Source organism: Actinoplanes sp. 13 (genome assembly GCF_056134165.1).
The window spans coordinates 275,608-298,927 of the sequence record NZ_JBVYOQ010000004.1; the positions used below are offsets into that span (position 1 = coordinate 275,608).

19 protein-coding genes are annotated in these 23,320 nt (G+C 69.9%); 13 read left to right on the top strand and 6 right to left on the bottom strand.

The features are described 5' to 3' along the window. Positions 1 to 19: 19 nt before the first annotated feature. Both rfbB and rfbD read left to right on the top strand, forming a co-directional pair. On the top strand, positions 20 to 997 hold the full coding sequence (rfbB, locus tag AC0NH5_RS11660; protein ID WP_474402953.1) for a dTDP-glucose 4,6-dehydratase: 978 nt from the start codon (positions 20 to 22) through the stop codon (positions 995 to 997). Continuing rightward, the gene (gene rfbD, locus AC0NH5_RS11665) at positions 997 to 1,833 is read left to right on the top strand and encodes a dTDP-4-dehydrorhamnose reductase (protein ID WP_474402690.1); all 837 of its coding nucleotides are present in this window, start codon (positions 997 to 999) and stop codon (positions 1,831 to 1,833) included. The genes rfbB and rfbD overlap by 1 nt, the downstream gene beginning before the upstream one ends. A 63-nt stretch (positions 1,834 to 1,896) precedes the next feature. On the opposite strand, the gene AC0NH5_RS11670 is transcribed toward rfbD, so the two are convergent. The 4 genes from AC0NH5_RS11670 to AC0NH5_RS11685 all read right to left on the bottom strand — a co-directional run bounded on the left by AC0NH5_RS11670 (position 1,897) and on the right by AC0NH5_RS11685 (position 5,751). Continuing rightward, entirely contained in the window at positions 1,897 to 2,859 is a 963-nt protein-coding gene (locus tag AC0NH5_RS11670; protein WP_474402691.1) for a glycosyltransferase family 2 protein, read from the bottom strand. 94 nt (positions 2,860 to 2,953) lie between these two features. After that, the gene (locus tag AC0NH5_RS11675; protein ID WP_474402692.1) at positions 2,954 to 3,622 is read right to left on the bottom strand and encodes a polysaccharide deacetylase family protein; all 669 of its coding nucleotides are present in this window, start codon (positions 3,620 to 3,622) and stop codon (positions 2,954 to 2,956) included. Between the two features lie 6 nt (positions 3,623 to 3,628). Then, complete coding sequence (locus AC0NH5_RS11680) at positions 3,629 to 4,477, bottom strand: glycosyltransferase family 2 protein (protein ID WP_474402693.1); 849 nt, start codon at positions 4,475 to 4,477, stop codon at positions 3,629 to 3,631. After that, entirely contained in the window at positions 4,474 to 5,751 is a 1,278-nt protein-coding gene (locus AC0NH5_RS11685) for a glycosyltransferase family 4 protein (RefSeq protein WP_474402694.1), read from the bottom strand. Before AC0NH5_RS11685 ends, AC0NH5_RS11680 begins: the two co-directional genes overlap by 4 nt. 380 nt (positions 5,752 to 6,131) lie before the next feature. Here AC0NH5_RS11685 and AC0NH5_RS11690 point away from each other — a divergent pair, with 380 nt between their 5' ends. Both AC0NH5_RS11690 and AC0NH5_RS11695 read left to right on the top strand, forming a co-directional pair. Beyond that, positions 6,132 to 7,076 carry a hypothetical protein gene (locus AC0NH5_RS11690; protein WP_474402695.1) on the top strand — a complete coding sequence of 315 codons (945 nt, stop codon included), beginning with the start codon at positions 6,132 to 6,134 and terminating at the stop codon, positions 7,074 to 7,076. 23 nt (positions 7,077 to 7,099) lie between these two features. Further along, positions 7,100 to 8,482, top strand: a complete 1,383-nt coding sequence (locus tag AC0NH5_RS11695; RefSeq protein ID WP_474402696.1) for an O-antigen ligase family protein — start codon at positions 7,100 to 7,102, stop codon at positions 8,480 to 8,482. A 3-nt stretch (positions 8,483 to 8,485) separates the two neighbouring features. Here the strand turns inward: AC0NH5_RS11695 and AC0NH5_RS11700 are convergent, their stop codons facing one another. Next, complete coding sequence (locus AC0NH5_RS11700; protein WP_474402697.1) at positions 8,486 to 9,661, bottom strand: right-handed parallel beta-helix repeat-containing protein; 1,176 nt, start codon at positions 9,659 to 9,661, stop codon at positions 8,486 to 8,488. Positions 9,662 to 10,037: 376 nt separating this feature from the next. On the opposite strand from AC0NH5_RS11700, the gene AC0NH5_RS11705 reads away from it, so the two are divergent. The 9 genes from AC0NH5_RS11705 (at position 10,038) to AC0NH5_RS11745 (ending at position 22,231) form a co-directional block, all read left to right on the top strand. Next, entirely contained in the window at positions 10,038 to 10,898 is an 861-nt protein-coding gene (locus AC0NH5_RS11705; protein ID WP_474402698.1) for a hypothetical protein, read from the top strand. A 35-nt stretch (positions 10,899 to 10,933) separates the two neighbouring features. Beyond that, entirely contained in the window at positions 10,934 to 12,481 is a 1,548-nt protein-coding gene (locus tag AC0NH5_RS11710; protein ID WP_474402699.1) for an acyl-CoA ligase (AMP-forming), exosortase A system-associated, read from the top strand. Continuing rightward, complete coding sequence (locus AC0NH5_RS11715) at positions 12,478 to 13,704, top strand: pyridoxal-dependent decarboxylase, exosortase A system-associated (protein ID WP_474402700.1); 1,227 nt, start codon at positions 12,478 to 12,480, stop codon at positions 13,702 to 13,704. Before AC0NH5_RS11710 ends, AC0NH5_RS11715 begins: the two co-directional genes overlap by 4 nt. Positions 13,705 to 13,725: 21 nt before the next feature. Beyond that, positions 13,726 to 13,989 (top strand): acyl carrier protein, encoded by a 264-nt coding sequence (locus tag AC0NH5_RS11720; RefSeq protein WP_474402701.1) that lies wholly within the window; start codon positions 13,726 to 13,728, stop codon positions 13,987 to 13,989. Between the two features lie 282 nt (positions 13,990 to 14,271). Next, positions 14,272 to 17,946: a DUF4082 domain-containing protein gene (locus AC0NH5_RS11725; RefSeq protein WP_474402702.1), complete on the top strand. Its 3,675-nt coding sequence runs from the start codon at positions 14,272 to 14,274 to the stop codon at positions 17,944 to 17,946. A 127-nt stretch (positions 17,947 to 18,073) separates the two neighbouring features. Next, a complete protein-coding gene (locus AC0NH5_RS11730; protein WP_474402703.1) occupies positions 18,074 to 19,174 on the top strand; it encodes a glycosyltransferase family 2 protein in 1,101 nt (366 codons plus the stop codon). Beyond that, positions 19,171 to 20,181, top strand: coding sequence for an ABC transporter ATP-binding protein (locus AC0NH5_RS11735; protein WP_474402704.1), 1,011 nt, complete (start codon positions 19,171 to 19,173; stop codon positions 20,179 to 20,181). The genes AC0NH5_RS11730 and AC0NH5_RS11735 overlap by 4 nt, the downstream gene beginning before the upstream one ends. Next, positions 20,178 to 21,008, top strand: coding sequence for an ABC transporter permease (locus AC0NH5_RS11740; protein WP_474402705.1), 831 nt, complete (start codon positions 20,178 to 20,180; stop codon positions 21,006 to 21,008). The genes AC0NH5_RS11735 and AC0NH5_RS11740 overlap by 4 nt, the downstream gene beginning before the upstream one ends. Then, complete coding sequence (locus AC0NH5_RS11745; protein WP_474402706.1) at positions 21,008 to 22,231, top strand: rhamnosyltransferase WsaF family glycosyltransferase; 1,224 nt, start codon at positions 21,008 to 21,010, stop codon at positions 22,229 to 22,231. The genes AC0NH5_RS11740 and AC0NH5_RS11745 overlap by 1 nt, the downstream gene beginning before the upstream one ends. A gap of 24 nt (positions 22,232 to 22,255) precedes the next feature. Here the strand turns inward: AC0NH5_RS11745 and AC0NH5_RS11750 are convergent, their stop codons facing one another. Next, positions 22,256 to 23,305, bottom strand: a complete 1,050-nt coding sequence (locus AC0NH5_RS11750) for a glycosyltransferase family 4 protein (RefSeq protein ID WP_474402707.1) — start codon at positions 23,303 to 23,305, stop codon at positions 22,256 to 22,258. Positions 23,306 to 23,320 lie beyond the last annotated feature (15 nt).

Genomic DNA, 23,320 nt, shown 5'->3' on the forward strand with positions numbered 1-23,320 from the left:
GCCTCTACACTCGCCACTCGTGCAGATTTTAGTGACCGGCGGTGCCGGTTTCATCGGGTCCACCTACGTCAGAGCCCTGCTCCAGGACGATTACGCGGGTGCGGTCGGTGCCTCGGTGACCGTTCTGGATCTGTTGTCCTATTCGGGAAATCGGGAGAATCTTCCGGTGTCGGATCCTCGACTCCGATTCGTGCAGGGCGACATTTCCGATTCGGACCTGTTGCGGGAACTGCTTCCCGGACATGACGCCGTGGTGCATTTCGCCGCCGAGTCCCACGTGGATCGCTCCATTTCCGGCGCCATGCCGTTCGTCACCACGAATGTGCTCGGCACCCAGGCGCTGCTCGACGCGTCCCGGGCCGCGGGAGTCGGGCGATTCGTCCACGTCTCCACCGACGAGGTCTACGGCTCGATCGCCGAAGGCTCGTGGACCGAGGAGTGGCCGCTGTCGCCCAACTCGCCGTACGCCGCCTCCAAGGCCGGCTCCGACCTGCTGGCCCTGGCCGCCCACCGCACGCACGGTATGGACGTTGTGGTCACGCGCTGTTCCAACAACTACGGCCCGTACCAGTTCCCGGAGAAGGTGATCCCGCTCTTCGTGACGAACCTGCTCGACGGCAAGCCGGTCCCGCTCTATGGCGACGGCGGTAACGTGCGGGACTGGCTGCACGTCGCCGACCACTGCCGGGGCATCCAGATGGTGCTGGAAAAGGGCAGGTCAGGCGAGGTGTACAACATCGGCGGCGGCACCGAGCTGACCAACAAGGAGCTCACCGGGCGGCTGCTCGAGGCGTGCGGCGCCGGCTGGGACATGGTGCGGCCGGTCGCCGACCGCAAGGGCCACGATCGTCGTTACTCTCTGGACATCACGAAGATCGGCGAGGAGCTCGGTTACGCTCCGCAGATCACTCTGGATGCCGGGCTGGCGTCGACCGTCGCGTGGTACCGCGACAACCGCGCGTGGTGGGAGCCGCTCAAGAGCCGGGCCGGCCTCTGATGCGCTGGCTGGTCACCGGGGCCGGCGGGATGCTCGGCCGCGATCTCCAGGCGGTGCTCGCGGGGGCGGACGTCACCGCCCTGACCCGCGCCGGCCTGGACATCACGGACCCGCTCGCGGTGGCTGACGCCGTCGCCGGCGCGGATATCGTGATCAATGCCGCGGCCTGGACGAATGTGGACGGCGCCGAGTCCGACGAGGAGGCCGCGACCGCGGTCAACGGCCACGCCGTGCGCCACCTCGCCGCCGCCGCGGGCAAGCGATTGATCCACATCTCGACCGATTACGTCTTCGACGGCACTGCGACCACGCCCTACCCGGAGGATGCGCCGCACGCGCCGATCAACGCCTACGGCCGGGGAAAGGCGCTGGGAGAGACGGCTGTGCTGTCGTCCGGGGGATCGGTGGTGCGGACCGCGTGGCTCTATGGCGAGCACGGGCCGAACTTCGTGCGGACGATGCTGCGACTGGCGTCCGAGCGGGACACCCTCGACGTGGTGGACGACCAGCAGGGACCGCCGACGTGGTCGTTCGCGCTTGCGCGGCAGCTGGTGGCGCTGGGTGAGGCGGTCAGTGCGGGGCGGGCCGCTCCGGGGGCCTATCACGGGACGTCGGCCGGTTCGACGACGTGGTTCGGCCTGGCTCGCGCTGTGTTCGCAGAGGCAGGGCTCGACCCCGCGCGGGTACGACCCACGACCAGCGACCGCTTCGTGCGGCCGGCTCGGCGCCCCGCGTACAGCGTGCTCGGCCACGAGCGGTGGGCCACGGCCGGTGTCGCTCCCCTCGGGGCGTGGCGCCCCATGCTGGCCGAGGCGATGCCCGCGTTGCTGCGCTGACCGCCCCGGGTGGGCGCGAAGGATGCGTTCGATGCGCCCACCCGGTGGGCCGCGTACCGGCGATCAGGCCCTTGCCGCGTCGCGCTGGACGGTGTGCGGGCCCGGAGTCTCCCGGAGGCGGGCCGGGCTGAGCAGGGCGCGCGTGGCCAGCCGGCTGGGAACCTTGCCGATCGCGGCGCGGCTCGCCTCCCGGAGCAGCAGGGCCGCCCAGAACGCGGTGCCCAGCACCGCGTTGTGCCGGCGCCGGTACAGGCGCACCTTGTTCAACGTGAGCAGGGTCCACAGCGCCGGTGACACCTTGGAGTCGCCCTCCAGGTGTACGGCGCGGGCCGCCGGGGTGAATCGGGTGGCCAGGCCGGCGTCCCGGGCGCGCAGGGCGAAATCGGTCTCCTCGGAGTAGAGGAAGAACGACTCGTCCCACGGCGCCAAGCGGTTCCAGCAGTCGGCGCTGATCAGAACCGTGGAGCCCTCCGCCCAGTCGGTCACGGTCTCGGTGCTGTAGAGAGCCTCGTCGGTCACCATCTCGCCGAGCGCGGAGTACCGGCCGGCGCGGACCGCGCCGAGCACAGCGTCGCCGAGGACGCGGCGGACCGCGGGCTCGCGGCGCATCGTGTGGATGAGCGCGCCGTCCCCATCGGTGAGCAGGGGCACGGCGATGCCGGTGCCGTCGGTGCGCAGGACGCCGAGCAGCGCGCGCACGCAGCCGGGCGTGAGGCGGACGTCCGGGTTCAGGACCAGGACGGCGGTGAACGGGCCGGCCTTCTCCACAGCGGCGTTGATGCCCGCCGCATATCCGGCATTGCGTCCCATTTCGACGACCGTGGCGTCGGGTGCCAGTCGCCGCACCACCCCCACCGAATCGTCGGCAGAGGCGTTGTCGGCGGCGGTCAGGTGCCAGTTGACGCCTTCCAGCCCCGGTGCGAGCGACGCGAGGAAGTCCGCCATCAATGGCTCGCTGTTGTACATCACGGTGACGACTGCGACAGTCTCGGTCGCGCTGTCCACCTTGTCCTCCTCAAATTTCACCGCATCATCCTGCCGTCCGCGGTGAATGGCCGGAACGGCCGGTCGGTCGACCGGATGTCGGAACATGTCAGGCGATGCCGGAACGGCAACGCGGTCAGCGAAGGCGCTTGGCCATGCCGACCGCCTCGAGTTTGAGGCGCGTCAGCACGCCCGGACCGATCAGGGCCTCGGTCTTGAGCGACCCGACCGTGTCGTCGCAGCGGACGCTGTAGCGCGGCTGCAACCACGCGTCGGCGCGGGCGCGGCGGCGGTCGCTGGTGAAGACCCGGGTGTAATTCAGCTTGCGCATCCGGCTGAGCAGCTCACGGTCGTACCTGCCGAGCGGGCACGCGGCTTGGTCGACCGGCACGCCGGCGACCGCGGAGAGCCGGTCGCGGGCGACGACCAGCTCATCGCGCGCGGTGGCGTCGTCCATGCCGCGCCAGGGGCGGTGCCACATGCCGTGGGTGCCGATGCGCATGCCGTTGCGGTGCAGTTCCCGGACCGCGTCGGCGTCGAGGCTGCCGTCGGTCTCGAGGCGCTGGGAGAGCACGAAGAAGTCGGCGGTCAGCCCGCGATCGAGGAGCGCGGGCATGCCGATCTCGATGTCCGAGTTGTTGCCGTCGTCGAAGCTGATCCGGACCGACGGCCAGGTGCGGATCTCGTCGAGGACGGCGTGGAACAGGTCCTCGGTGATCCAGTACCGGTCCTCACCGAGCTCGAGGTCGCGCTGCGGCTTCCCGATGCCGTGGAAGCAGATGTTGATGATGTCGCCGTTCTGCATGGCTTCCTATCGGCTCGCCGGGACTCGGGAGGATTCGTCGCGTCCCCACGCGGCGCCGCCGTCGCCGGCGCGGCGGGCCTGCACCGCGGCCAGCACGGTGATGCCGACGTAGCAGACCGCGGCCGGGTAGAGCCACGGCCGGGGCAGCACCACGTCGCGCAGCCACGAGGATCGTGCGGCCGGGCGGACCGGGACGGTGATCTCCCCGCGGGCGGCCGCGGCGCGCATGGCGGCGTTGCCGCCACGCACCCGGATCAGGCGGCGGACCAGGTCGCGGGTGCGGCGCGGGGTGGCGACCTCGGCCGCGTACGCGGTGACGTGCGCCTTCTCCGCGGCGTCGAACTGGGAGTCGAGGAACAGGTCGTCGGCGACCAGCTCGGGGAAGCGGCCGAACCGGGACCGGCCTTCCTCGGAGAGCGCGACCACGCCGCGGCCGAACAGCCCGTCGCGGAAGACGGGCAGTCGGCCGTGCACGGCGAAGTAGGCCTTGACCAGCAGGGGACGCCCGGAGAGGTCCAGCCGGCGGCCGACCGTGGCGGCGGGCGAGCCGCCGGCCAGAACCTCGGTCAGGGAGCGGACAGCCGCGGTGGTCAGCACGATGTCGGCGTCCAGATAGATCCTGGGAAAGCCGGCCGCGACCGCGTCACCGGCGTTGAGGGCGTTCGACTTGCCGGGTTCGCGCAGGTCCAGGACGCGGACCGGATAGGTCTGCGCGATGCGAGCGGTTTCGTCCGTGCAGCCGTTGGCCACGACGGTGACGTCCAGCTCGCCCGGCTCGGCGTCGGCGAGCAGGGCGTCCAGGCAGCGGCTGATGACCGCGGCCTCGTTGTGCGCCGCGATGACGATGCTTGTCACTGCTGGTCCGCCGGGGTGGTCTCGTGTGCGCCGGTGCGCTGGCGCGGGATGAACGGGGTGGCCGGCTGCTGGGGGAGACGCCTGGCGAGCAGGCGCTGGAAGACCGAGGCGTACGGCCCGGCCTGGTGTTCCCAGGAGAGCAGGCTGAGGAACCGGTCACGGCCCAGCTTGCGCATCTGCCGGCGCCGGTCCGGGTCGTCGAGCAGCTCGTTGATCGCCGCCGCGTATTCATCCGGCGTGCCGGTCGGCACGTAGGCGCCGGCGTCACCGAGCGTGCGGCGGGTCTCGATGCCGTCGGCGGCAACGACCGGCAGGCCACGGCCGACGTACTCCACCGTCTTCGCCATGGTGGAGAGCTGGTTCATCCGGGTCGGCAGGTCGGGCTGGATCGCCACGGTGGCCGAGCGCAGCACGGCGTCGACGGACGGCCCGTCGAGCCATCCGGTCAGTTCCACCACGTCCTCGACCTCGCGCTCGGCGATCAGGCGGCGCACCGACGGCATGCTCTCCCCATCACCGGCCAGCACCACCTTCCACCCCTGCCGGCCGCGCAGCCGGATGAGCTGCTCGGCGGCGAGCACCACGCCCTCGACGTTGTCCTGCGGGCCGAAGACACCCAGGTAGACGATCCGGTGCCGGCCGTCGGGGTTGACCGGCTCCTCCGGCTCGCCGTCGACCGCGATCTCCTTCAGCGACGGCCCGTTGCGGACCACGGTCACCTTGTCCGGGTGCACGCCCTTGCGCACCGCGTTGTCCTTGAACGACTGGTTGGTGGCGACCACCTCGGTGGCGGTGCGCAGGGTCAGCCACTCGAACACGTTGAGCGCCTTGAGGACCCACTTGTTCGGCTCGCCGTCGCCGCGGGAGATGTAGACCTCCGGGCACAGGTCGTGGTGGTCGAAGACCCACGGCCGGCCGATCGCACGCAGCAGCAGGGCGAGCGGCCAGTAGACGTCCGGCGGGTTGCAGACCTGCACGGCGTGCGCCCGGCCGGCCAGCACCTCGCCGATCAGGCGGACCGCGATGCAGAGGAACGACCAGCCGAACTCGACCGCGAAGGTGAGCAGGCCACTGCCGTAGACCTTCACCGGGTACGGCTTGAGCCGGGTGTTACGGCTGCCGGGCAGGATTTTCAGGCTTCTGTCGCCGCGCGGTGCGATGACTGTCACCTCGAAGCCCTGCTCCTCGAGAGTCAGACATTCCCGGATTACCCGGCGATCCCGCTCCGCCGGCAAATTGGCGATGAGAATCGTGACGTGCGGTTTTCCGGCCATGGTGTCGTCCGTCTCCTTTGTTCCAGCACCGGACTCGTCGAAGACATTGCTCGATCGGGCACGCCAGGAGCAACCGGCTGACCGGGCGGCGATCAGTCATCCGTTCCATCAAGAGCGTCTTGTTCCTGGGCAAGTCGGATCTGTCCAGTTCATGTCCATGATCACTATTGCCCAGCTTCGTTAATGTGAGAATGTCTCTTTTGTTCAACAATCAGATGAATATTGACGGTCGTAAAAGGACCTGTCGTTTTTCGGACATGTAGCTGAGCGGTCGCCGATACGGTCCGGTCGGCCGGATGCCTAAGATCGGTGGTGGATGGACGGCGCACCGGAGAATCGGGCAGGGTCGTCACCGCAACTCCGTTGATGAGAGGGAAACCGTGGACCTCTGGGACCTCACCAGACTGCTGCTACGCCGGTGGTACTTCGCCGTGCCGATGCTGCTGCTCACGGTTGGCGCGGTGGTGCTGGCCGCCAGGTCCGTGGCGCCCGACTACAAGGCCATGGGTTACATGCAGTTGATCCCGGCGCCCAGCGCCGGCAAGGTGCCGGACCCGAAGGCCAAGCCCAAGCCGGCGAACCCGTGGCTGGACCTCGGTTACGCCGCGCTGGGCAACGCCGCGGCCCTCACCGTGACCAACCCCACGACGCTGGAGCGGCTCGCCGACGAGGGTTACTCGGACAGCATCACCGTGCTCCTCAGCGACCGCACGCCCATGTTCGAGATCGAGGTCGTGGGCGACACCAGGGACCAGGCTTCCGGGACCGTGCAGCGGATCATCAAGTTGCTGCAGGACGACATCGCCGCCAAGCAGAAGCAGTACGGGACCCTGCCCGAGGACACCATCTCCACGCTGGTGATCAACGACGGCAGCGTGCCCGAGCGGGACAGTGGCACGCGTAAGCGGGTGCTGATCGTCGCCGCCGGTCTCGGCCTGCTGCTGACCACCGCTTCGACGATCGCCTTGGACTACTGGCTGCGCCGGCGTGCCGCGGGCGCCGCGGACGACGACAAGCCCGCAGCGGGCAGCGGCACCGGTGCCGGCACACCCGGCGGCGGTGCGGGCGGCGGCGGTGGGCAGAACGACCCGAGGCCGCCCAAGCCGCTCGACTCGGCCGAGCAGACCCAGGTCATCCGCCCGCCGCAGGTGACGGCGGGTGACCGCGCCGGTTACTCCGGCGATCGCCGGGCCGACGACCGGCGCGTCCCCGACGTTCGTAAGCCGCCTGCGGCGCCGCGCCGGCGCAACGGGAACGCGCAGGCGGAAGCCGGCCTGGATGCCACGGTCGTGCTGCCGGCATCGCACCAGACCCGCCGCACCTAGATCTATCCGCGGATGGAGCATCCATGACAGCGTCGACCGTTCACCACCCGGTCGATCTCGAGCCCTCGCTGCTCGCACCGGGGATGTACACCTCCCGGCGCCTGCGGGTGCGTCTCGACGTGGCCGGCGTCATCTGCCTGCTGATCTGCCTGCTGTACATGCTGCCGGCAACGCTGATCGTCCCTTCGCTGACCTACGCCGGCCGGCCCGCACTGCTGCTGGCGCTCGCGCTGTTCGCCTGGTGGCTGCTCGCCCGGCTCAGCCCGCAACTGCTGATGGTCGGCCCGCAGCCGTTGCGCTGGGCCAGCCTGTTCTATCTGTCCTCACTGCTGCTGTCGTCCATCGCGGGGCTGTTGCGCGGTCTGCCGACGCTGGAGGCCAACGGCCAGACGTTCAACGTGCTGATCGCCTTTCAGTTCATCGGGCTGATCCTGATGGCGGCCGACGGCATCGCGAACTGGGCGCGACTGCGCAAGGTGATCCAGGTGTTCGTCTGGGCGGCCGCCTTCATGGCCGCCGTCGGGCTGATCCAGTCGGTCCTCGAGTACGACATCGCTCAGCACCTGGTGATACCCGGCCTCGAGCTGAAGTCCGATCTCGCCGACTTCCAGCAGCGCGGCGACGGCCTGTTCCGGGTCGCCGGCACCGCCACGCACTACATCGAGTTCAGCACCGTCCTGGCCATGGCCGTCCCGTTCGGCCTGCATCTCGCCCGTTTCGCGCAGAGCCGGGGCAGCCGCACCCTCTTCGCCGGCCTCACGCTGGTCATCGCCGTCGCCATCCCGGTCGCCATCTCACGGACCGGCGTGGTGGCGCTCGGCGTCGCCTTCCTGCTGATGTTCATCCTCGCCTGGAACTGGCGGGTCCGTTACAACCTGCTGATCATCAGCGTGGCGGTGATGGGCGCGATGAGCGTGGTCCGGCCGGGCCTGCTCGGCACGCTGAAGTCCATGTTCCTCTGGGTGGACGCCGATCCCAGCATCGAGGGCCGGACCAAGGACTACGAGTACATCGAACTCTGGTTCTCCCAGCGCCCGTGGCTCGGCAGAGGGCCCGGCACGCTGATCCCGGATCTTTACATCATTCTGGACAACCAGTGGCTCTACACCCTGGTCACCGGCGGGATGATCGGGGTGGCCGCGTTGGCCGCTCTGCACATCACCTGCATCGTCTGCGCGTCGATCGCGCTGCGCCGGTCCCGGACCGAGGAGGACCGCCACCTGTGCGCGGCGCTGATCGCCACGCAGGTACTGGCGATCGTGGTCGGTGGCACCTTCGACTCGCTCGGGTTCACCACCTTCGCCTTCACCCTCGCGGCCCTCTCCGGGCTGTGCGGGGCGGTGTGGCGGTTCACGCATCCGCGGCGCACCGTCCGTACCTCGACGGTGCACCGCCTCATGCGCTGAGGATCAGCCGCACTCCGTGATCTTCTTGGTCTCCTTCCGCACCGTCCCGGTCTCCCAGTCGTACGTGACGACCGCGTTGTCGGCGAAGGTGTCGATCCGCGAGCAGGTGACCTCCACCGGTCCGTAACCCGGGGTGTCCTGAACGATCTTGTTGCCGCTCACCGACGACCACTCACCGCCGGTGAGCCGCAGCGAGTACCCACCGCCGGCGAGCAGGTTGTCGTCGACCACTCCGCCCGCGTTGCCCTGGTCGTCGGGGACGAAGATCGGCGCGGTGGGACAGTCGTCGCGGGTCTGGTCGATCGTGTTGTGCCGGATGGTGATCGTCGGACTGCCGTAGCCCTGGATGCCGTCACCGTGCGGATCCTCACTGGCGCACATCCCCGGCGCCACGGCCAGCTGCACGAAGGAGTCCTCGATCACGATCGGCCCGGAGCCCGCGAAGTTGCCGGCGCCGGCCCGGAACCCCTCGATCTTGTTGATGATCTTGCAACGGCTGCAGGTGAAGTTGGCCACCCCGATGGCGGCCTCGCCGCTGGTGGTGAACTCCTGCCCCGGCGGGTTGACGACCTCGACGCCGGTCATGGCCAGCGGGCCGTAGATGGTGTCGCCGACGAAATTGTTGATGCCACCGTAGACCCGGGTGTTGCGGATCGTGACGTTCTTCGCCTTGACCGTGATGGAGCCCGTGACGAGGTAGTTCTCGATGGTCGCACCCGACTTGGTGACGGTCAGTGACTCCACTGTCTTCTTCGGTGACCATCCGGCCGGCACGCCCGTGCACTGCTCCGTGGGATAGGCCGGCAGAGCGCATGCTCCACTGCCGCGCGGGCGGGGGCGGGTGGATGTCCGCTGTGGTGCGGCCGACGACCGCGACGGCGACGGGCTCGCCGAAGCCGAGGGTGAAAGGGTGGAGGTGGACGGGCTGGGCTGCACAGATGGCGGCGGCGCCGACGTGCCGGTGGTGGCGGTGATGTCCGGGATGTCCTCGGCGACCGTGGTGGCCGGCGGGTCCTGGTTGCGCTGGTGGACGAAAGCGCCCGCGGCGGCCCCGACGGCGAGAACCGCGGCGGCGGCGGCGACCAGCGGCCACGGGCTGCGCCGGCGATGCCCGCCGGCTCCCGGCTGCGGCCCGCCCGGCGTCGGTTCCTGCCCCGGCGTAGGGTGCTGCTGCTTCACGACGGTATATCCCTCCGATGGATTGTCCGGAATGGTGAATTCGGATGGTGATCCGGACCGGTCGTCCGCGCTGCGGGACAAGAGTAAGCGCATCACGTCACCGGATGGGGGCGTGTCATCGGGTCCGACGTGTGCAAATAGGACGAGGCACTCGGCTCTTTTTCCGGACCGTTCAGCGGATTTTCCGGTGGAAGCATCCGGTGCGAGAGTCTGCACGCCCGACGTTCCTGTTTGATCGTGACGGAAATCCGGCACCGCCCGATGCCGCCGCGCGTCGGCGCGATACGGTCCTCGTGGCACCGGACGCGAAAGGAATATCGCTTTGACCCCCACCCTGAGTCGCTCCGCCGGTCATCGCAGCGGGTCGAGGGCCTAGATGGGCGTCCGGGTCGCACCCATCACCACCGGGGACGTCCGGCGCGTCGCGGAGTTCCTGCACACTCACCTCAACAGCCGGGTTCCGGTCGAGGCCTGGGCCCGGGCCGGGGAGGTCCCGTGGAAGGTCGACGCGCCCAACCACGGGGTCATGCTGACCGACGACACCGGCGCGATCGCCGGCGCGCTGCTGGCCTTCTACTCCGAGCGTGAGGTCGCCGGGCGCACCGAGCGGTTCTGCAACCTCGGCGCCTGGTGCGTGCTGCCGGAACAGCGCTTCCACAGCCTGAAACTGCTCAAGGCCCTGTTGGCGCAGCCCGGCTACCACTTCACCGACCTGTCGCCCAGCGGCAATGTGGTGGGGATCAACACCCGGCTGGGCTTCCGGTTCCTGGAGACCGACACCGCGCTGATCCCGAATCTGCCGTGGCCGGCGTTCCCCGGCCGGCGCCGGGTCAGTTCGCAGCCCGGGCGGATCCGCCGCACCCTCACCGGCGCGGACCTGGCGGTCTACCTCGACCACGCGGACGCGGCGGCCGCCCAGCACGTCGTCCTGGCCGACGGCCCCGAGTCCTGCCTGGTGGTGTTCCGCCGGGACCGCCGCAAGGGCCTGCCGCTGTTTGCCACCATTCTGCACGTCAGCAACCCGGCCCTGTTCCGCCGGATGCGCCGGCGGCTGCTCAGCCATCTGCTGCTACGGCACGGGGTGCTGCTGACCCTGGCCGAGACGCGCGTCGCCGGTGACCGTCCACTGCTGTCGGTGCGGCTGACCGCCCATCGCCGGAAGATGTTCCGCAGCGAGAACCTCGGCCCCGGCGACATCGACTATCTCTACAGCGAGCTGGTCTGCCTCAACTGGTGATCCCGCCGGATCCGACGATAGGAAGAAACCGCACCATGCGTACCAGACTGCACGAGGTCGTCGCCGCGGCGGCCGGCCTGCGGGGCGACGCACCCGCGCTGACCTACGGCGACGACACCCGTGACTACGCCGGTCTCTGGCGGGGCGTGCTCCAGGTCGCCACCGGCCTGCGCCGGCTGGGCCTGCAGCGCGGCGACCGGGTGGCGGTGTGGGCCGAGAAGCGGATCGAGACGGTCGAGGCCGTCTTCGGCGTCTCCGCGGCCGACGGCGTGTTTGTGCCGGTCAACCCGCTGTTGCGGGCGAAGCAGGTGGGCTACATCCTGGCCGACTGCACGGTGCGGTTCCTGATCACCACGCCGGAACGGTACGCGTTGCTCCGCGGGGAGCTCGAACAGTTGAAATCGGTCGAGGTCGTGGTCCTGATCGGTGGCTCGCCCGCGGACGCGACGGTCACCTGGGACGAACTCGTCGCCGGTGAGCCGGCAGCGGCGGTCATCGGCGCCGCCGACGTCGACATCGCGGCGATCCTCTACACCTCGGGCAGCACGGGCCGCCCCAAGGGCGTGGTGCTCTCTCACCGCAACCTGCTCATCGGTGGCGAGAGCGTCAGCCAGTACCTCGGCAATCAGAGCGACGACGTCGTCCTGGCCGCGCTGCCGCTCAGCTTCGACGCCGGATTCAGCCAGCTCACGACCGCCTTCACGGTCGGTGCGCACGTCATCCTGATGAACTACCTGCTGGCTCGCGACGTGGTGCGGCTCTGCGCCAAGCACCGGGTCACCGGCCTGACCTGCGTGGCGCCGCTCTGGCTGCAGTTGGCCGAGCAGAAGTGGACCGAGGAGGCCACCGGGCACCTGCGGTACTTCGCCAATACCGGCGGCCGGATGCCCAAGGCCACCCTGGAGAAGCTCCGCGGGCACTTCCCGCAGGCCCGGCCCTTCCTGATGTACGGGCTGACCGAGGCGTTCCGCTCCACCTACCTCGATCCGGCCGAGGTGGACCGCCGTCCGGACTCGATCGGCAAAGCCATCCCCAACGCGGAGATCCTCGTGCTCCGCCCGGACGGCACGCCCACCGAGCCCGGTGAGGAGGGCGAGCTGGTGCACCGCGGCGCGCTGGTGGCCCTCGGCTACTGGAACGACCCCGAACGCACCGCGGAGCGGTTCCGTCCGCTGCCCGGGCGGGCGGGTGGCCTCGTCCCGGAGATCGCGGTGTTCTCCGGCGACACTGTCGTCCGCGACGAGGAGGGTTTCCTCTACTTCGTCGGCCGCGCCGACGACATGATCAAAACCTCCGGGTACCGGGTCAGCCCGACCGAGATCGAGGAGGTCGCGTACGACAGCGGCCTCGTCCGCGACGCTGTCGCGCTCGGCCTGCCCGACGACACTCTCGGTCAGCAGGTCGTGCTGGTGGCCAGCCCGCCGGACTCGGGCGAGGTGGACACCGCCGCCCTGATCGCCGCGTTCAAGCGCGACCTGCCGCTGTACATGGTGCCCCGCCGCATCGTGGTGCGGCCGACGCTGCCGCGCTCACCGAACGGCAAGTTCGACCGCAATCTGATCCGTCAGGAGCTGACCCAGTGACGAACCACTCGACGGCGGCCGCGTTCGGCCGGGACGGCGGCAGACTCAGCGTCGGCGGTGTCCCCGTGGACCGGCTGGCCGAGCGGGTCGGCAGCACGCCGTTCTTCGCGTACGACCGGCGGCTGATCACCGAGCGGGTCGCGTTGCTGCGGGCGACTCTCCCGGCCGCGGTGAAGTTGAGCTACGCGGTCAAGGCCAACCCGATGCCGGCGGTCGTGCAACACCTCAGCGGCCTGCTGGACGGCCTGGACGTCGCCTCGGCACTGGAGATGCGCACCGCGCTGGACACCCCGCTGCCGCCCGACCGGGTCAGCTTCGCCGGCCCGGGCAAGACCGACGCCGAGCTGCGCCAGGCGATCGCGGCCGGGGTGACCATCGAGATGGAGTCGGAGAACGAGGCCGAGCGGATCGCCGCGCTGGGGCGCGCGCTCGACATCCGGCCCCGGGTGGCCGTGCGCGTCAATCCGGACTTCGCCGTCAAGGGGTCCGGGATGCGTCTCGGTGGCGGCCCGCAGCAGTTCGGGATCGACTGCGAGCGGGTGCCCGCGCTGCTCAAGGACCTCGTCCACGCCGACGTGGAGTTCCTCGGCTTCCACATCTTCGCCGGCTCGCAGAACCTGCACGCCGAGAGTCTGTGCGAGGCGCAGCGGCGCACCGTCGACCTGGCGGTCCGGCTGGCCGGGGAGTCGCCGCTGCCGGTGCGCTACCTGAACCTCGGTGGTGGTTTCGGCATCCCGTACCACGACAAGGACAGCCCGCTCGACCTGGCGGCGATCGGGGCGAACCTCACCGAGCTGGTGAACGGCCCGGTGGCCGCCGGCCTGCCGCAGGCCCGGGTCGCCCTGGAGCTCGGCCGGTACCTCGTCGGTGAAGCCGGTGTGTACGTGACCCGGGTGGTCGACCGCAAGGAGTCCCGCGGCAAGACCTATCTGGTCGTCGACGGTGGCCTGCACCATCAGCTCGCCGCTTCCGGCAACTTCGGCCAGGTGATCCGGCGCAACTACCCGCTCGCGGTGGCGGAGCGGATCGACGAGGAGCCGGTCGAGACGGTGTCCGTGGTGGGCTGCCTGTGCACGCCGCTGGACATGCTCGGCAACGACGTGTCGTTGCCCCCGGCCGGCGTTGGTGACCTGGTCGTACTGTTCCAAGCCGGCGCGTACGGCCTCACCGCGAGCCCGACGGCCTTCCTCGGGCATCCGGCTCCGGCCGAGATCTTGCTCTGAACCGACCCTGAAGGAGATTTCGTGGACACCACCCACTCGGACAAGCTCGGCGAGGTCCGCTCGCTGCTGGTCTCGATCCTCGGCATCGAGGACCGCGCGGCCTCACTGGACGCTTCCACCCCGCTGCTGGGCAGCCTGCCGGAGCTCGACTCGATGGCGGTGCTGGAGATCGTGGCGGGGCTCGAGGAGCGGTTCGGCATCACAGTGGACGACGAAGAGGTGACCGCGGAGCTGTTCGAGACGCTCGGTAGTCTCACCGCGTTCGTCGAGTCCAAACAGTCCTGACGAACGTAACTGTCCGATCCGCTGCACGCCCTGACAGTTCGCATGATCATCGGTGCCTGAATGGGGGATCCGGCACCGACCGACGGCGTTCCAATGCGGATGGACGTGCGTTGTTGTGCTTCCGCCCGCCCATTATTGTCTGGCCGATAACAATGGGCGGGTGTTTCTTTTGTGGGGGGTAATCGTGGGGGAGTTAACGCGGTGAATGGGAAATTTGACCCATCGGGCTGGCGGGCCCGTTGGTCGTCTGCGACAGCGGTGTGGCCGCTGTCGTCCCGCCCGATGAGAAATGTGGTCAAGGTCGCCGTGGCGGCGGCGAGTTGTGCGGCGGTGATGGTGTCGACCGGTGCGGTCGGCGGTGTTCCGGCCTATGCGGCCGACCCGTGCGCCAACCCGGTCAACCCGATCGTGTGCGAGAACAGCAAGGACGGCACCTCCCCTGAGGAGTGGGACGAGATCTGGGGTGCCGGCGACGACACCATCCAGGGCTTCACCACCGAGTCCAGCGTCAACGTCGGCCAGCCGGTCAAGTTCAAGATCAAGGCTGCTGCCGCGTACCGGATCGACATCTACCGCCTGGGTTGGTACAAGGGCGACGGCGCGCGCAAGATCGACACGCTGAATCCCACTCTGGGCGACCCCCAGCCGGAGTGCATCAGGAACTCCTCCACCGAGATCTTCGACTGCGGCAACTGGACGGTCTCGGCGACCTGGCAGATGCCGGCCGGTACCGTCTCCGGCATCTTCATCGCCAAGCTGACCATCAAGCCGGCCGAGAACGGCAGCGAGATCCCCGAGGCCGGCGACACCAGTCAGATCCCGTTCGTGGTCCGCAACGACGCCGGCACCTCGAAGATGTACTTCAAGACGTCCGACGCGACCTGGCAGGCGTACAACACCTACGGCGGCTCGAACTTCTACTGGGGCGGCCCGCTGGGGCGGGCGCTCAAGGTGAGCTACAACCGGCCGTACGAGACGCGGGGCCTGGCCGCCGGCCGGGACTACCTGTTCAGCAACGAGTACCCGATGCTGCGGTTCCTGGAGCGCAACGGCTACGACGTCAGCTACGCCACCGACCTCGACGCGGACATCCGCGGTCATCTGATCAAGAAGCACAAGGTGTTCCTGTCGGTGGGGCACGACGAGTACTGGTCCGGCCCGGAGCGCACGAACGTCGAGGCGGCCCGGGACGCGGGCGTCCACCTCGCCTTCTTCAGCGGCAACGAGGTCTACTGGAAGACCCGCTGGGAGCCGAGCGTCGACGGGTCCAACACCGCCAACCGCACCTTGGTCTGCTACAAGGAGACCTGGGCCGGCGCCAAGATCGACCCGTCGTCGGAGTGGACCGGCACCTGGCGTGACCCGCGCTTCAGCCCGCCGTCCGACGGCGGGCGGCCGGAGAACGCGCTGACCGGCACCATGTACATGTCCAACAACACCGACCTGGCCATGAAGGTCCCCGCCGACCAGGGGAAGAACCGGTTCTGGCGGCACACCGACGCGGCCGAGCAGGACGCCGGCGAGACCTTCACCCTCGCCCCGCACACGGTCGGTTACGAATCCGACGAGGACGTGGACAACGGCTACCGGCCGCCGGGCCTCTTCCGGCTGTCCACCACCACCGGCGCGGCGCCGGAGTACCTGCAGGACTTCGGCCTGCAGACCAAGCCCGGCACCACCACCCACCACATGACCATGTACAAAGCCCCGAGCGGTGCGCTGGTGTTCGGCGCCGGCACCATCCAGTGGGCCTGGGGCCTGGACGAGAAGCACGACGGCGACCAGAGCCCGGCCGACCCGGTGATGCAGCAGGCGACGGTCAACCTGTTCGCCGACATGGGCGTGCAGCCGGCCACCCTGATGTCGACCCTGGTCGCGGCGAGCGCGTCCACCGACACCGTGGCGCCCACCACGGCCTTCACCTCACCCGCAACCGGCTCCTCGGTGACCAACGGGTCGAAGGTGACGGTCAAGGGCACCGCCACCGACCTCGGCGGTGGCCGGGTCGCCGGTGTCGAGGTCTCCACCGACGACGGCGCGACCTGGCATCCTGCCACGGGCGGTTCGGCCTGGAGCTACAGCTTCTACGCCACCGGCGCCACCGTGCAGGTGGTCCGGGCCCGCGCGATCGACGACAGCGGCAACATCGGCACCAGCCCGGCCGTGCTCGCGCTGGGCCTGGACGGTCCGGCCACGCTGTTCGGCCAGCGGGTGCCGAACGTACCGGTTGCCGACGACGGCTCCGGAGTCACCCTCGGCACCAAGTTCATCCCCGCCAGCAACGGCACGATCACCGGCGTGCGCTTCTACAAGGGCACCGGCAACACCGGCAACCACACCGGCACGGTGTGGTCGTCGGACGGCAACCAGCTGCGCACCGGCACCTTCGTCAACGAGACGGCGACCGGGTGGCAGCGGCTGAAGTTCAGCCAGCCGCTCAAGGTCACCAAGAACACCACCTACATCGTGGGCTACTACGCTCCCAACGGCCGGTACGCGGCGGACGACCGCTTCTTCAGCAGCACGGACTGGAAGTCCGGACCGCTGACCGCGCCGCGCGGCGTGACCTCGCAGGGCAACGGGCTCTACCGGGGCGGCTCCGGCTTCCCGGTGAACGCCTCGTCGACCGACGCCAACTACTACGTCGACGTCACCTTCGTCGACGGCGAGACGGCGGCGCCGACGGTGCTGACCACCGCTCCCGAGGAGGGCGAGACCGGCGTCAGCCTGGCCGCCCAGCCGATGGCGGTGTTCTCCAAGCCGCTCAACGCCTCGTCGGTGCAGTTCACGCTGCGCAAGGCCGACGGCACCGGGGTCCCGGGTTCCACGGTCTACGACGCCGACAGCCAGTCGGTGACGTTCCGGCCGTCCGCGGCGCTGAGCACCGCGGTCGCCTACACCGCCCGGGTCGTCGCCCAGGATCAGCAGGGCACCGCCAGCGCGCCGGTCGAGTGGACCTTCACCACGACGCCGTACGCCAAGGTGTCCACGCTGTTCGCGCCGGACGCCACCCCGGCGAGCCCGTCGGCCGGCGACTCCGACGCGCTCACGCTGGGGGTGCGCTTCAAGCCGACGGTGGGCGGAAAAGTCATCGGCGTGCGCTTCTACAAGGGCGCCGGTAACAACGGCGTCCACACCGGCACGTTGTACGGGCCGGACGGCGGGGAGATGGCCAAGGCCACCTTCGGCTCGGAGAGCGCCTCCGGCTGGCAGTCGGTGCACTTCGCCACGCCGGCGACCGTGACCGCCGGGACGACGTACACGGTCGCGTACTGGGCGCCGCAGGGCAACTACGCCGCCACCTCGGGTTACTTCAACGAGGCGCGCACGGCTCCGGACCGGACCATGGTGGCGGCGACCGGCGCCAACGGGGTCTACGCGTACGGCAGTGACCGGTTGCCGGAGAACTCGTACGGCGCCTCCAACTACTGGGTGGACCCGCTCTTCGTCCCGGACGGCCCGCCGCCGCCGGCCGAGCAGCCGGCCCCGCCCGCGGGCGCGCAGACGATCCTCGGCTCGACCACCCCGGCCGTGGAGAACTTCGACGACAACTCGGGCATCGAGGTCGGCGTCAAGTTCCGGTCCGACGTGGCCGGCAAGGTGCACGGCATCCGCTTCTGGAAGGGCACCCAGAACACCGGGACCCACCGGGGCACGCTGTGGACCGCGGGTGGCCAGGAGATCGCCTCCGGAACGTTCGAGTACGAGACCGGCTCGGGCTGGCAGACGATGCTGTTCGAGAAGCCGGTCAGCATCTCGGCGGACACGAACTTCGTGGTGTCCTACCGGACGACGAAGGGTTACTACGCGGCGAATCTGAACCAGTTCGCCCCCGGGTACGAGAACGGGCCTCTGCGGGTGCCGCCGGCGGGTGGCGTCTACACGTACGACGGCGGGTTCCCGAACAACGCGTCGAACCACAACTTCTGGGTCGACGTCTACTTCATCCCGAACTGATGCCACGGGGCCGGCGCGTTCGAGCGCCGGCCCCGTCCACAACGGACGGTCGGCAATCCGACGACAGGAAAGTGATCATGCCTGGCGAACCTAGGATCACCGAGAGCCGAGCGGAAAGGGCTGACCGGTGCGCAAGGTAACCCCACAGGTGCTGGCTGACCGGCCCCGTGTCACCGTCGTCATCCCCTGCTACAACTACGGGCACTTCCTGGCGGAGTGCCTGGCGACGGTCTTCGCCGACGCGGACCAGGTCGACGTCGACGCCCTCATCGTGGACGACGCCTCACCGGACGGCAGCGCGGAGGTCGCCCGGCGGATCGCCGCGGAGGACCCTCGGGTGCGCGTCATCGCCCACGAGAAGAACATGCGGCACATCGCCACCTACAACGAGGGGCTGGCGGCCGCCGAGGGTGAGTTCGTCGTCCTGCTCTCCGCCGACGACCTGCTCGCCAAGGGCTCACTCGCCCGCTCGGCAGCCCTGCTGCGGGCCCACCCCGAGGTGGGCCTGGTCTACGGCTTCTCCCGCCGGTTCATCGGCGAACCCCCGGAGCCGCGCACCACGCTGCGCTCCTGGTCGATCTGGGACGGGCCGGAGTGGGTCGCTGAAGTGACGCGCACCGCCACCAACCCGATCTACACCCCCGAGGTGATGATGCGTTCGAGCGTCATGCGCGACCTCGTGGGGTACGACTCCCGGCTGCCGCACGCGGCCGACTACCACCTGTGGCTGCGTGCCGGCACCCGTGCCGCCATCGGCCGCGTCAACGGCGTCGACCAGGCCTTCTACCGGGTGCACGGCGCGAACATGCACACCGGCGAGTACTCCGGCGACGTCCTCGACATCGAGCAGCGTTTCCTCACCCTGCGGATCCTGTTCGACGAGGACGGCGACCGCCTGCCCGGCGCCGAGGCGTTGCGCGCCGGCGCCTACCGGGCGCTGGCGCGGGAGGCGCTGATCCTCGCCTGCCGCCCGTACGAGCGGGGCCGCCCCGCCGAGCCGGAGGCGAAGCAGCTGGCCCGGCTCGCCGAGCTGGCCACCGAGATCTGGCCGGCCGCCGCCGGCAGCGCCCTGATGCGTTCCTACGAGCGGTACGTCGCCAGGGCCAGCGTGGGCCGTGGACCGGTAGTGCCGCCTCCTGTCACCGCACTGCGCGACCGCGCGGTGCTCCACCTCGGATGGCGCCGCTGGCGCCGCTCCGGCATCTCCCCGGCGGTACGGTCACTGTGACGAGCCTTTCCCCTCCGGACGCCGACGACGTGATCGTCCTGTCCGGCCTGACGAAGCTGTACGAGCCCACCCCGGGCTGGATGCGGATCTTCGCCCGGTCCCACCTCACCCAGCCCGTCAAGGCCCTGGACGGCGTCGACCTGACGGTCCGGGCCGGCGAGATCTGCGCCATCGTCGGCCCCAACGGCGCCGGCAAGACCACCATGTTCCGCATCCTGGTCGGCCTGACCACGTCCACCGGCGGCAGCGCCACCGTGCTGGGCCTGGACGCCGGCCGTGACTCCGAGCAAATCCGGCAGGTCGTCGGCTGGATGCCGTCGGAGGACCGCAGCCTGCTCATGCGCGCCACCTGCAAGGAGAACCTCCAGCTGCACGGGCGGCTGCAGGGCATGCCCCGCAAGGAACTGGCCGAGCGGATCCCGTACGTGCTGGAGACGGTGAACCTGACCGCACAGACCGAGTCCGTCGTGGCCGGCCTCTCGGCCGGCATGCGGGCTCGCCTGCGGCTGGCCCGCGCCATGCTCCCAGGCCCGCGCGCGCTGATCCTCGACGAGCCCACCGGCGCTGTCGACCCGATCGCCGCGCACGGCCTGCTGACCCTGATCATGGATCTGGTCAAGCAGGAACGCCTGGCCGTCCTGATCTCCTCGCACCGTCTGGAGGAGATCGAGGCTCTGCAGTCGCACGCGCTGCTGATGGACCGCGGCCGGGTGAAGTACTCCGGCGACCTGGACAGCCTGCGCCGCGAGTGGGATCGCCCGGTGGTCGAGTTCGTCCTGGACACACCGGCCGCGGCGCACGAGGTCGCGGACAACCTGACTGCGCAGGGCCTGGCGGCCTCCGTCGACGACACCTCGGTGCGGTACGGGCACTCCGGCGCCGAGCCGGTGGGTGCGGTGCTCACCCGGCTCGGCCCGCTGGCCGCGTCCATCCGGCACGTGCGGGAACACCCGATGCCGCTGCGTGACCTCATCGCTCGGGTGTACGAACGGGGAGCCAAGGCATGAGTTCCGTCTATCCGGCTGCGATCAACAAGCGGAGCCGGTACTCCAAGGTCGTCGACACGCTCGAGGCGTACATCCGTATCGATCTCGTCGAGGAACGGATGTTCCCGGCCTCGACGATCATGCGCTACCTCGCCGTGGTGTTCCCGGTGCTGCTGTACTACTTCCAGAGCACCTTCCTGACCATCTCCGACGAGCTGTTCATGACCATGCTCATCGGCGCCGCGGTGATCGCCGGTCTGCAGGACGCCCTGACCGGCCTCACCGGCCGGCTCAACTTCGCGATGGAACGCGGCACCCTCGAGACGTACCTGGTCGAGCCGGTGCCGTGGGCGCTCATCCCGGTGGCGATGAACGTCTGGCGCAGCGTCACCGGCGCCCTGCTGGCGGTCGTGATGGTCGCTCTGGGCTGGTTGCTGGGCGGCCCGGTCGACCCCTCGGGCATCCCGGCCGGCCTGCTGGTGCTCTTCCTCGGCATCCTCGCCTGCAACGCGCTGGGTTCTTTCGCGGCGAGCTTCATCCTGCTGTTCAAGCGGGGTGAGCCGGTCGTCATGCTCTACAGCCTGGCGGCCTCGGTGCTCGGTGGCGCGCTGTTCCCGATCGAAGTGCTGCCGGTCTGGATCCGCTGGGCCAGCTACCTCGTGCCGCACTCGTACGTCATCGCCGCCGAGCGCCAGCTGCTGCTGCCGGGCATGCCGGCCGAGGGGCTGTCGCCGCTGGCGGCGACGCTGATCCTGGCCGTGTTCTGCCTGGTGACGTTCACCGCCGGTATGTTCGTCTTCGACCGTTCGCTGCGTCTCGCACGCCGACTGGGGATCCTGAGCATCTGATGACTCCTGACCTGCGCCGCATGAACGCCCGTCGCCGGGAGGCCCTCCGTCTCCTGCGGGACGCCGGGGTGCGCGGGGTCGCGCAGCGCGCGGCTCGCGTGGCCTACCGGCGGCTGGGAGCCTCCGAGCTGGAGACCCAGATCGATCTGGACTACCTGGCCGACTCGCGGGGCCTTCGGCCGGCCGTGCCCCCGCGCCGCCCGGAGCGGGGCTCGGCGCTCACCGTCGGCTGGATCTGCTCGCCGCCGGGCGGCGGGTCGGGCGGGCACACCACCTTCTTCCGCATGATCGAGGGCATGGAGGCGGCCGGGCACACCTGTGTCCTGTACCTCTACGACCCGTTCAAGGGCGACCTGGACCGGCACGAACGGGTCATCCGGCAGTACTGGCCCGGGATGAAGGCGGAGATCCGGTCGGTGGCGGACGGCCTCGAACCGCTGGACGCCTATGTCGCCTCGGCCTGGGAGACCGCACACGTGCTGGCGTCCCGGGCCGACCTGCCGACCCGGCGGCTCTACTTCATCCAGGACTTCGAGCCGTTCTTCTACCCGCAGGGCTCGCACTACGTGCTCGCCGAGGACACCTACCGCTTCGGGTTCCGGTCGATCACGGTGGGACCGATGCTGGCGAATCTGCTGCAGGACCGGTTCGGGGTGACGGCCGCGGTGGCCAACTTCGGCATCGACACCTCGGTGTACGGGCTGACGAACGCCGAGCCGCGTACCGGTGTGGTCTTCTACGCCAAACGGGACGTGCCGCGACGCGGCTTCCTGATCGGGATGCTTGCCTTGAGCGAGTTCCACCGCCGTTACCCGGACCAGCCGATCCACCTGTTCGGCGACCCCACCGTCGAGGTGCCGTTCCCGGCGATCAACCACGGGGTGCTCAGCCCGGCCGGTCTGGCCGAGCTCTACAACCGGTGCGCGGCCGGCATCGCGATGTCCTTCACCAACCTGTCGCTGGTGCCGGACGAGATGCTGGCCTGCGGTGTGGTGCCGGTGATGGCCGACTCCGATTACGCCAAGGTCACCCTGGACAATCCGCACGTCCGGTGGGCGCACCCGACCGCGCACGGCATCGCCGAGGCGCTCGGCGAGACGGTTCGCGGCGACGGCCCCGCACCGGCCACCGTCGCCGCGAGCGTCCGCGTCACGCCATGGGACGACGCGAAGCGGGTCACCCGCGAGACGATCGAGGACGAGGTCTACGGCCCGCAGTCCTGACCGGCCCGCTGCCGTACGGACCGGTCAGCGGACCAGGCCGGCGAGCCGGCCGGCCTGGATCGCGGTGGTGAAGCGCTGCTCCACGTCACGCCGGCCCGCCGCGCCCATCTCGGCGGCACGCTGCGGGTCGGCCAGCAGCTCGGCCACGGCGGCGGCGAGGGCGTCCGGGTCACCGGGCGGCACCAGCAGGCCGGTCACGCCGTGCTGGACGAAATCACGCATGCCCGGGGTGTGGGTGACCACCACCGGACGGCCGCAGGCCATCGCTTCGAGGATCACCGTGAGGCCGCTGATGTGCAGGTTGGGGTGCAGGGCCACGGCTGTCACGGAGCACTGGCGGTAGAGGTCGCGCAGCTGGCCGTGGGTCAGTTCCTCGTGCCGGACGCCGAGGTCGGCCGGCACGTCGATCGGCTGGGCGGTGGCCAGCTCGAGGCGGGTGCCCGGTCGCGTACGCCGCACCTGCTGCAGTGCCCGGACCAGGGTGACATGGTCCCGGTGCCGGTCGTTGCCGGCGCCGATCACCAGACCGGGCCTGGGCTCGGCGCCCGGGTCCGGGGTGAAGAAGTCGCTGTCGACCCCCATCGGCACGTGCGTGAGGCGCTGTTCCGGGATGCCGAACTCATCGCGCAGGACCGGGATCTGGGCCGACGACAACGTCCACACCCGGTCGGCGCGGCGCAGGCCGGCGACACCGAGCCGGCGGTGGGCCCCGGCGGAGCGCGGTTGGTCGGTCAGCCAGATCACGCCGCTGATCACCAACGGACGTTTCGCCCGGCGGGCATACCACGCGGTGGGCACACCGACCCGTTCGTCCCAGCAGAGCACCGCGTCGGGATTCCCGGTCGTGGTGCGGGATTCCAGCCACTCGTACCGGCCCACGCCGCGAGCGGCCCGGGCGAGCCGGGCGTCACCGGTGTAGACCGGGGCCGACGTGACCCGGACACCGTGGTCGGCCATCCGGTTCAGCCCGTACGGCCAGGCGTCCGGCACCTCGCCGCGCGCGTGCCTGCGCTGCCACGCGGCCACGTCGAGCCGGCCACTGAACCGGAACATCACCTCGGGTTGATCCGTCACAAGTCGCCCTTCTGA

Bases quoted from the DNA above. Each gene is read 5' to 3' on its own strand.
- rfbD (WP_474402690.1), top strand. From the start codon at position 997: ATGCGCTGGCTGGTCACCGGGGCCGGCGGGATGCTCGGCCGCGATCTC.
- AC0NH5_RS11675 (WP_474402692.1), bottom strand. From the start codon at position 3,622: ATGCAGAACGGCGACATCATCAACATCTGCTTCCACGGCATCGGGAAG.
- AC0NH5_RS11685 (WP_474402694.1), bottom strand. From the start codon at position 5,751: ATGGCCGGAAAACCGCACGTCACGATTCTCATCGCCAATTTGCCGGCG.
- AC0NH5_RS11695 (WP_474402696.1), top strand. From the start codon at position 7,100: ATGACAGCGTCGACCGTTCACCACCCGGTCGATCTCGAGCCCTCGCTG.
- AC0NH5_RS11705 (WP_474402698.1), top strand. From the start codon at position 10,038: ATGGGCGTCCGGGTCGCACCCATCACCACCGGGGACGTCCGGCGCGTC.
- AC0NH5_RS11710 (WP_474402699.1), top strand. From the start codon at position 10,934: ATGCGTACCAGACTGCACGAGGTCGTCGCCGCGGCGGCCGGCCTGCGG.
- AC0NH5_RS11725 (WP_474402702.1), top strand. From the start codon at position 14,272: ATGAGAAATGTGGTCAAGGTCGCCGTGGCGGCGGCGAGTTGTGCGGCG.
- AC0NH5_RS11740 (WP_474402705.1), top strand. From the start codon at position 20,178: ATGAGTTCCGTCTATCCGGCTGCGATCAACAAGCGGAGCCGGTACTCC.
- AC0NH5_RS11745 (WP_474402706.1), top strand. From the start codon at position 21,008: ATGACTCCTGACCTGCGCCGCATGAACGCCCGTCGCCGGGAGGCCCTC.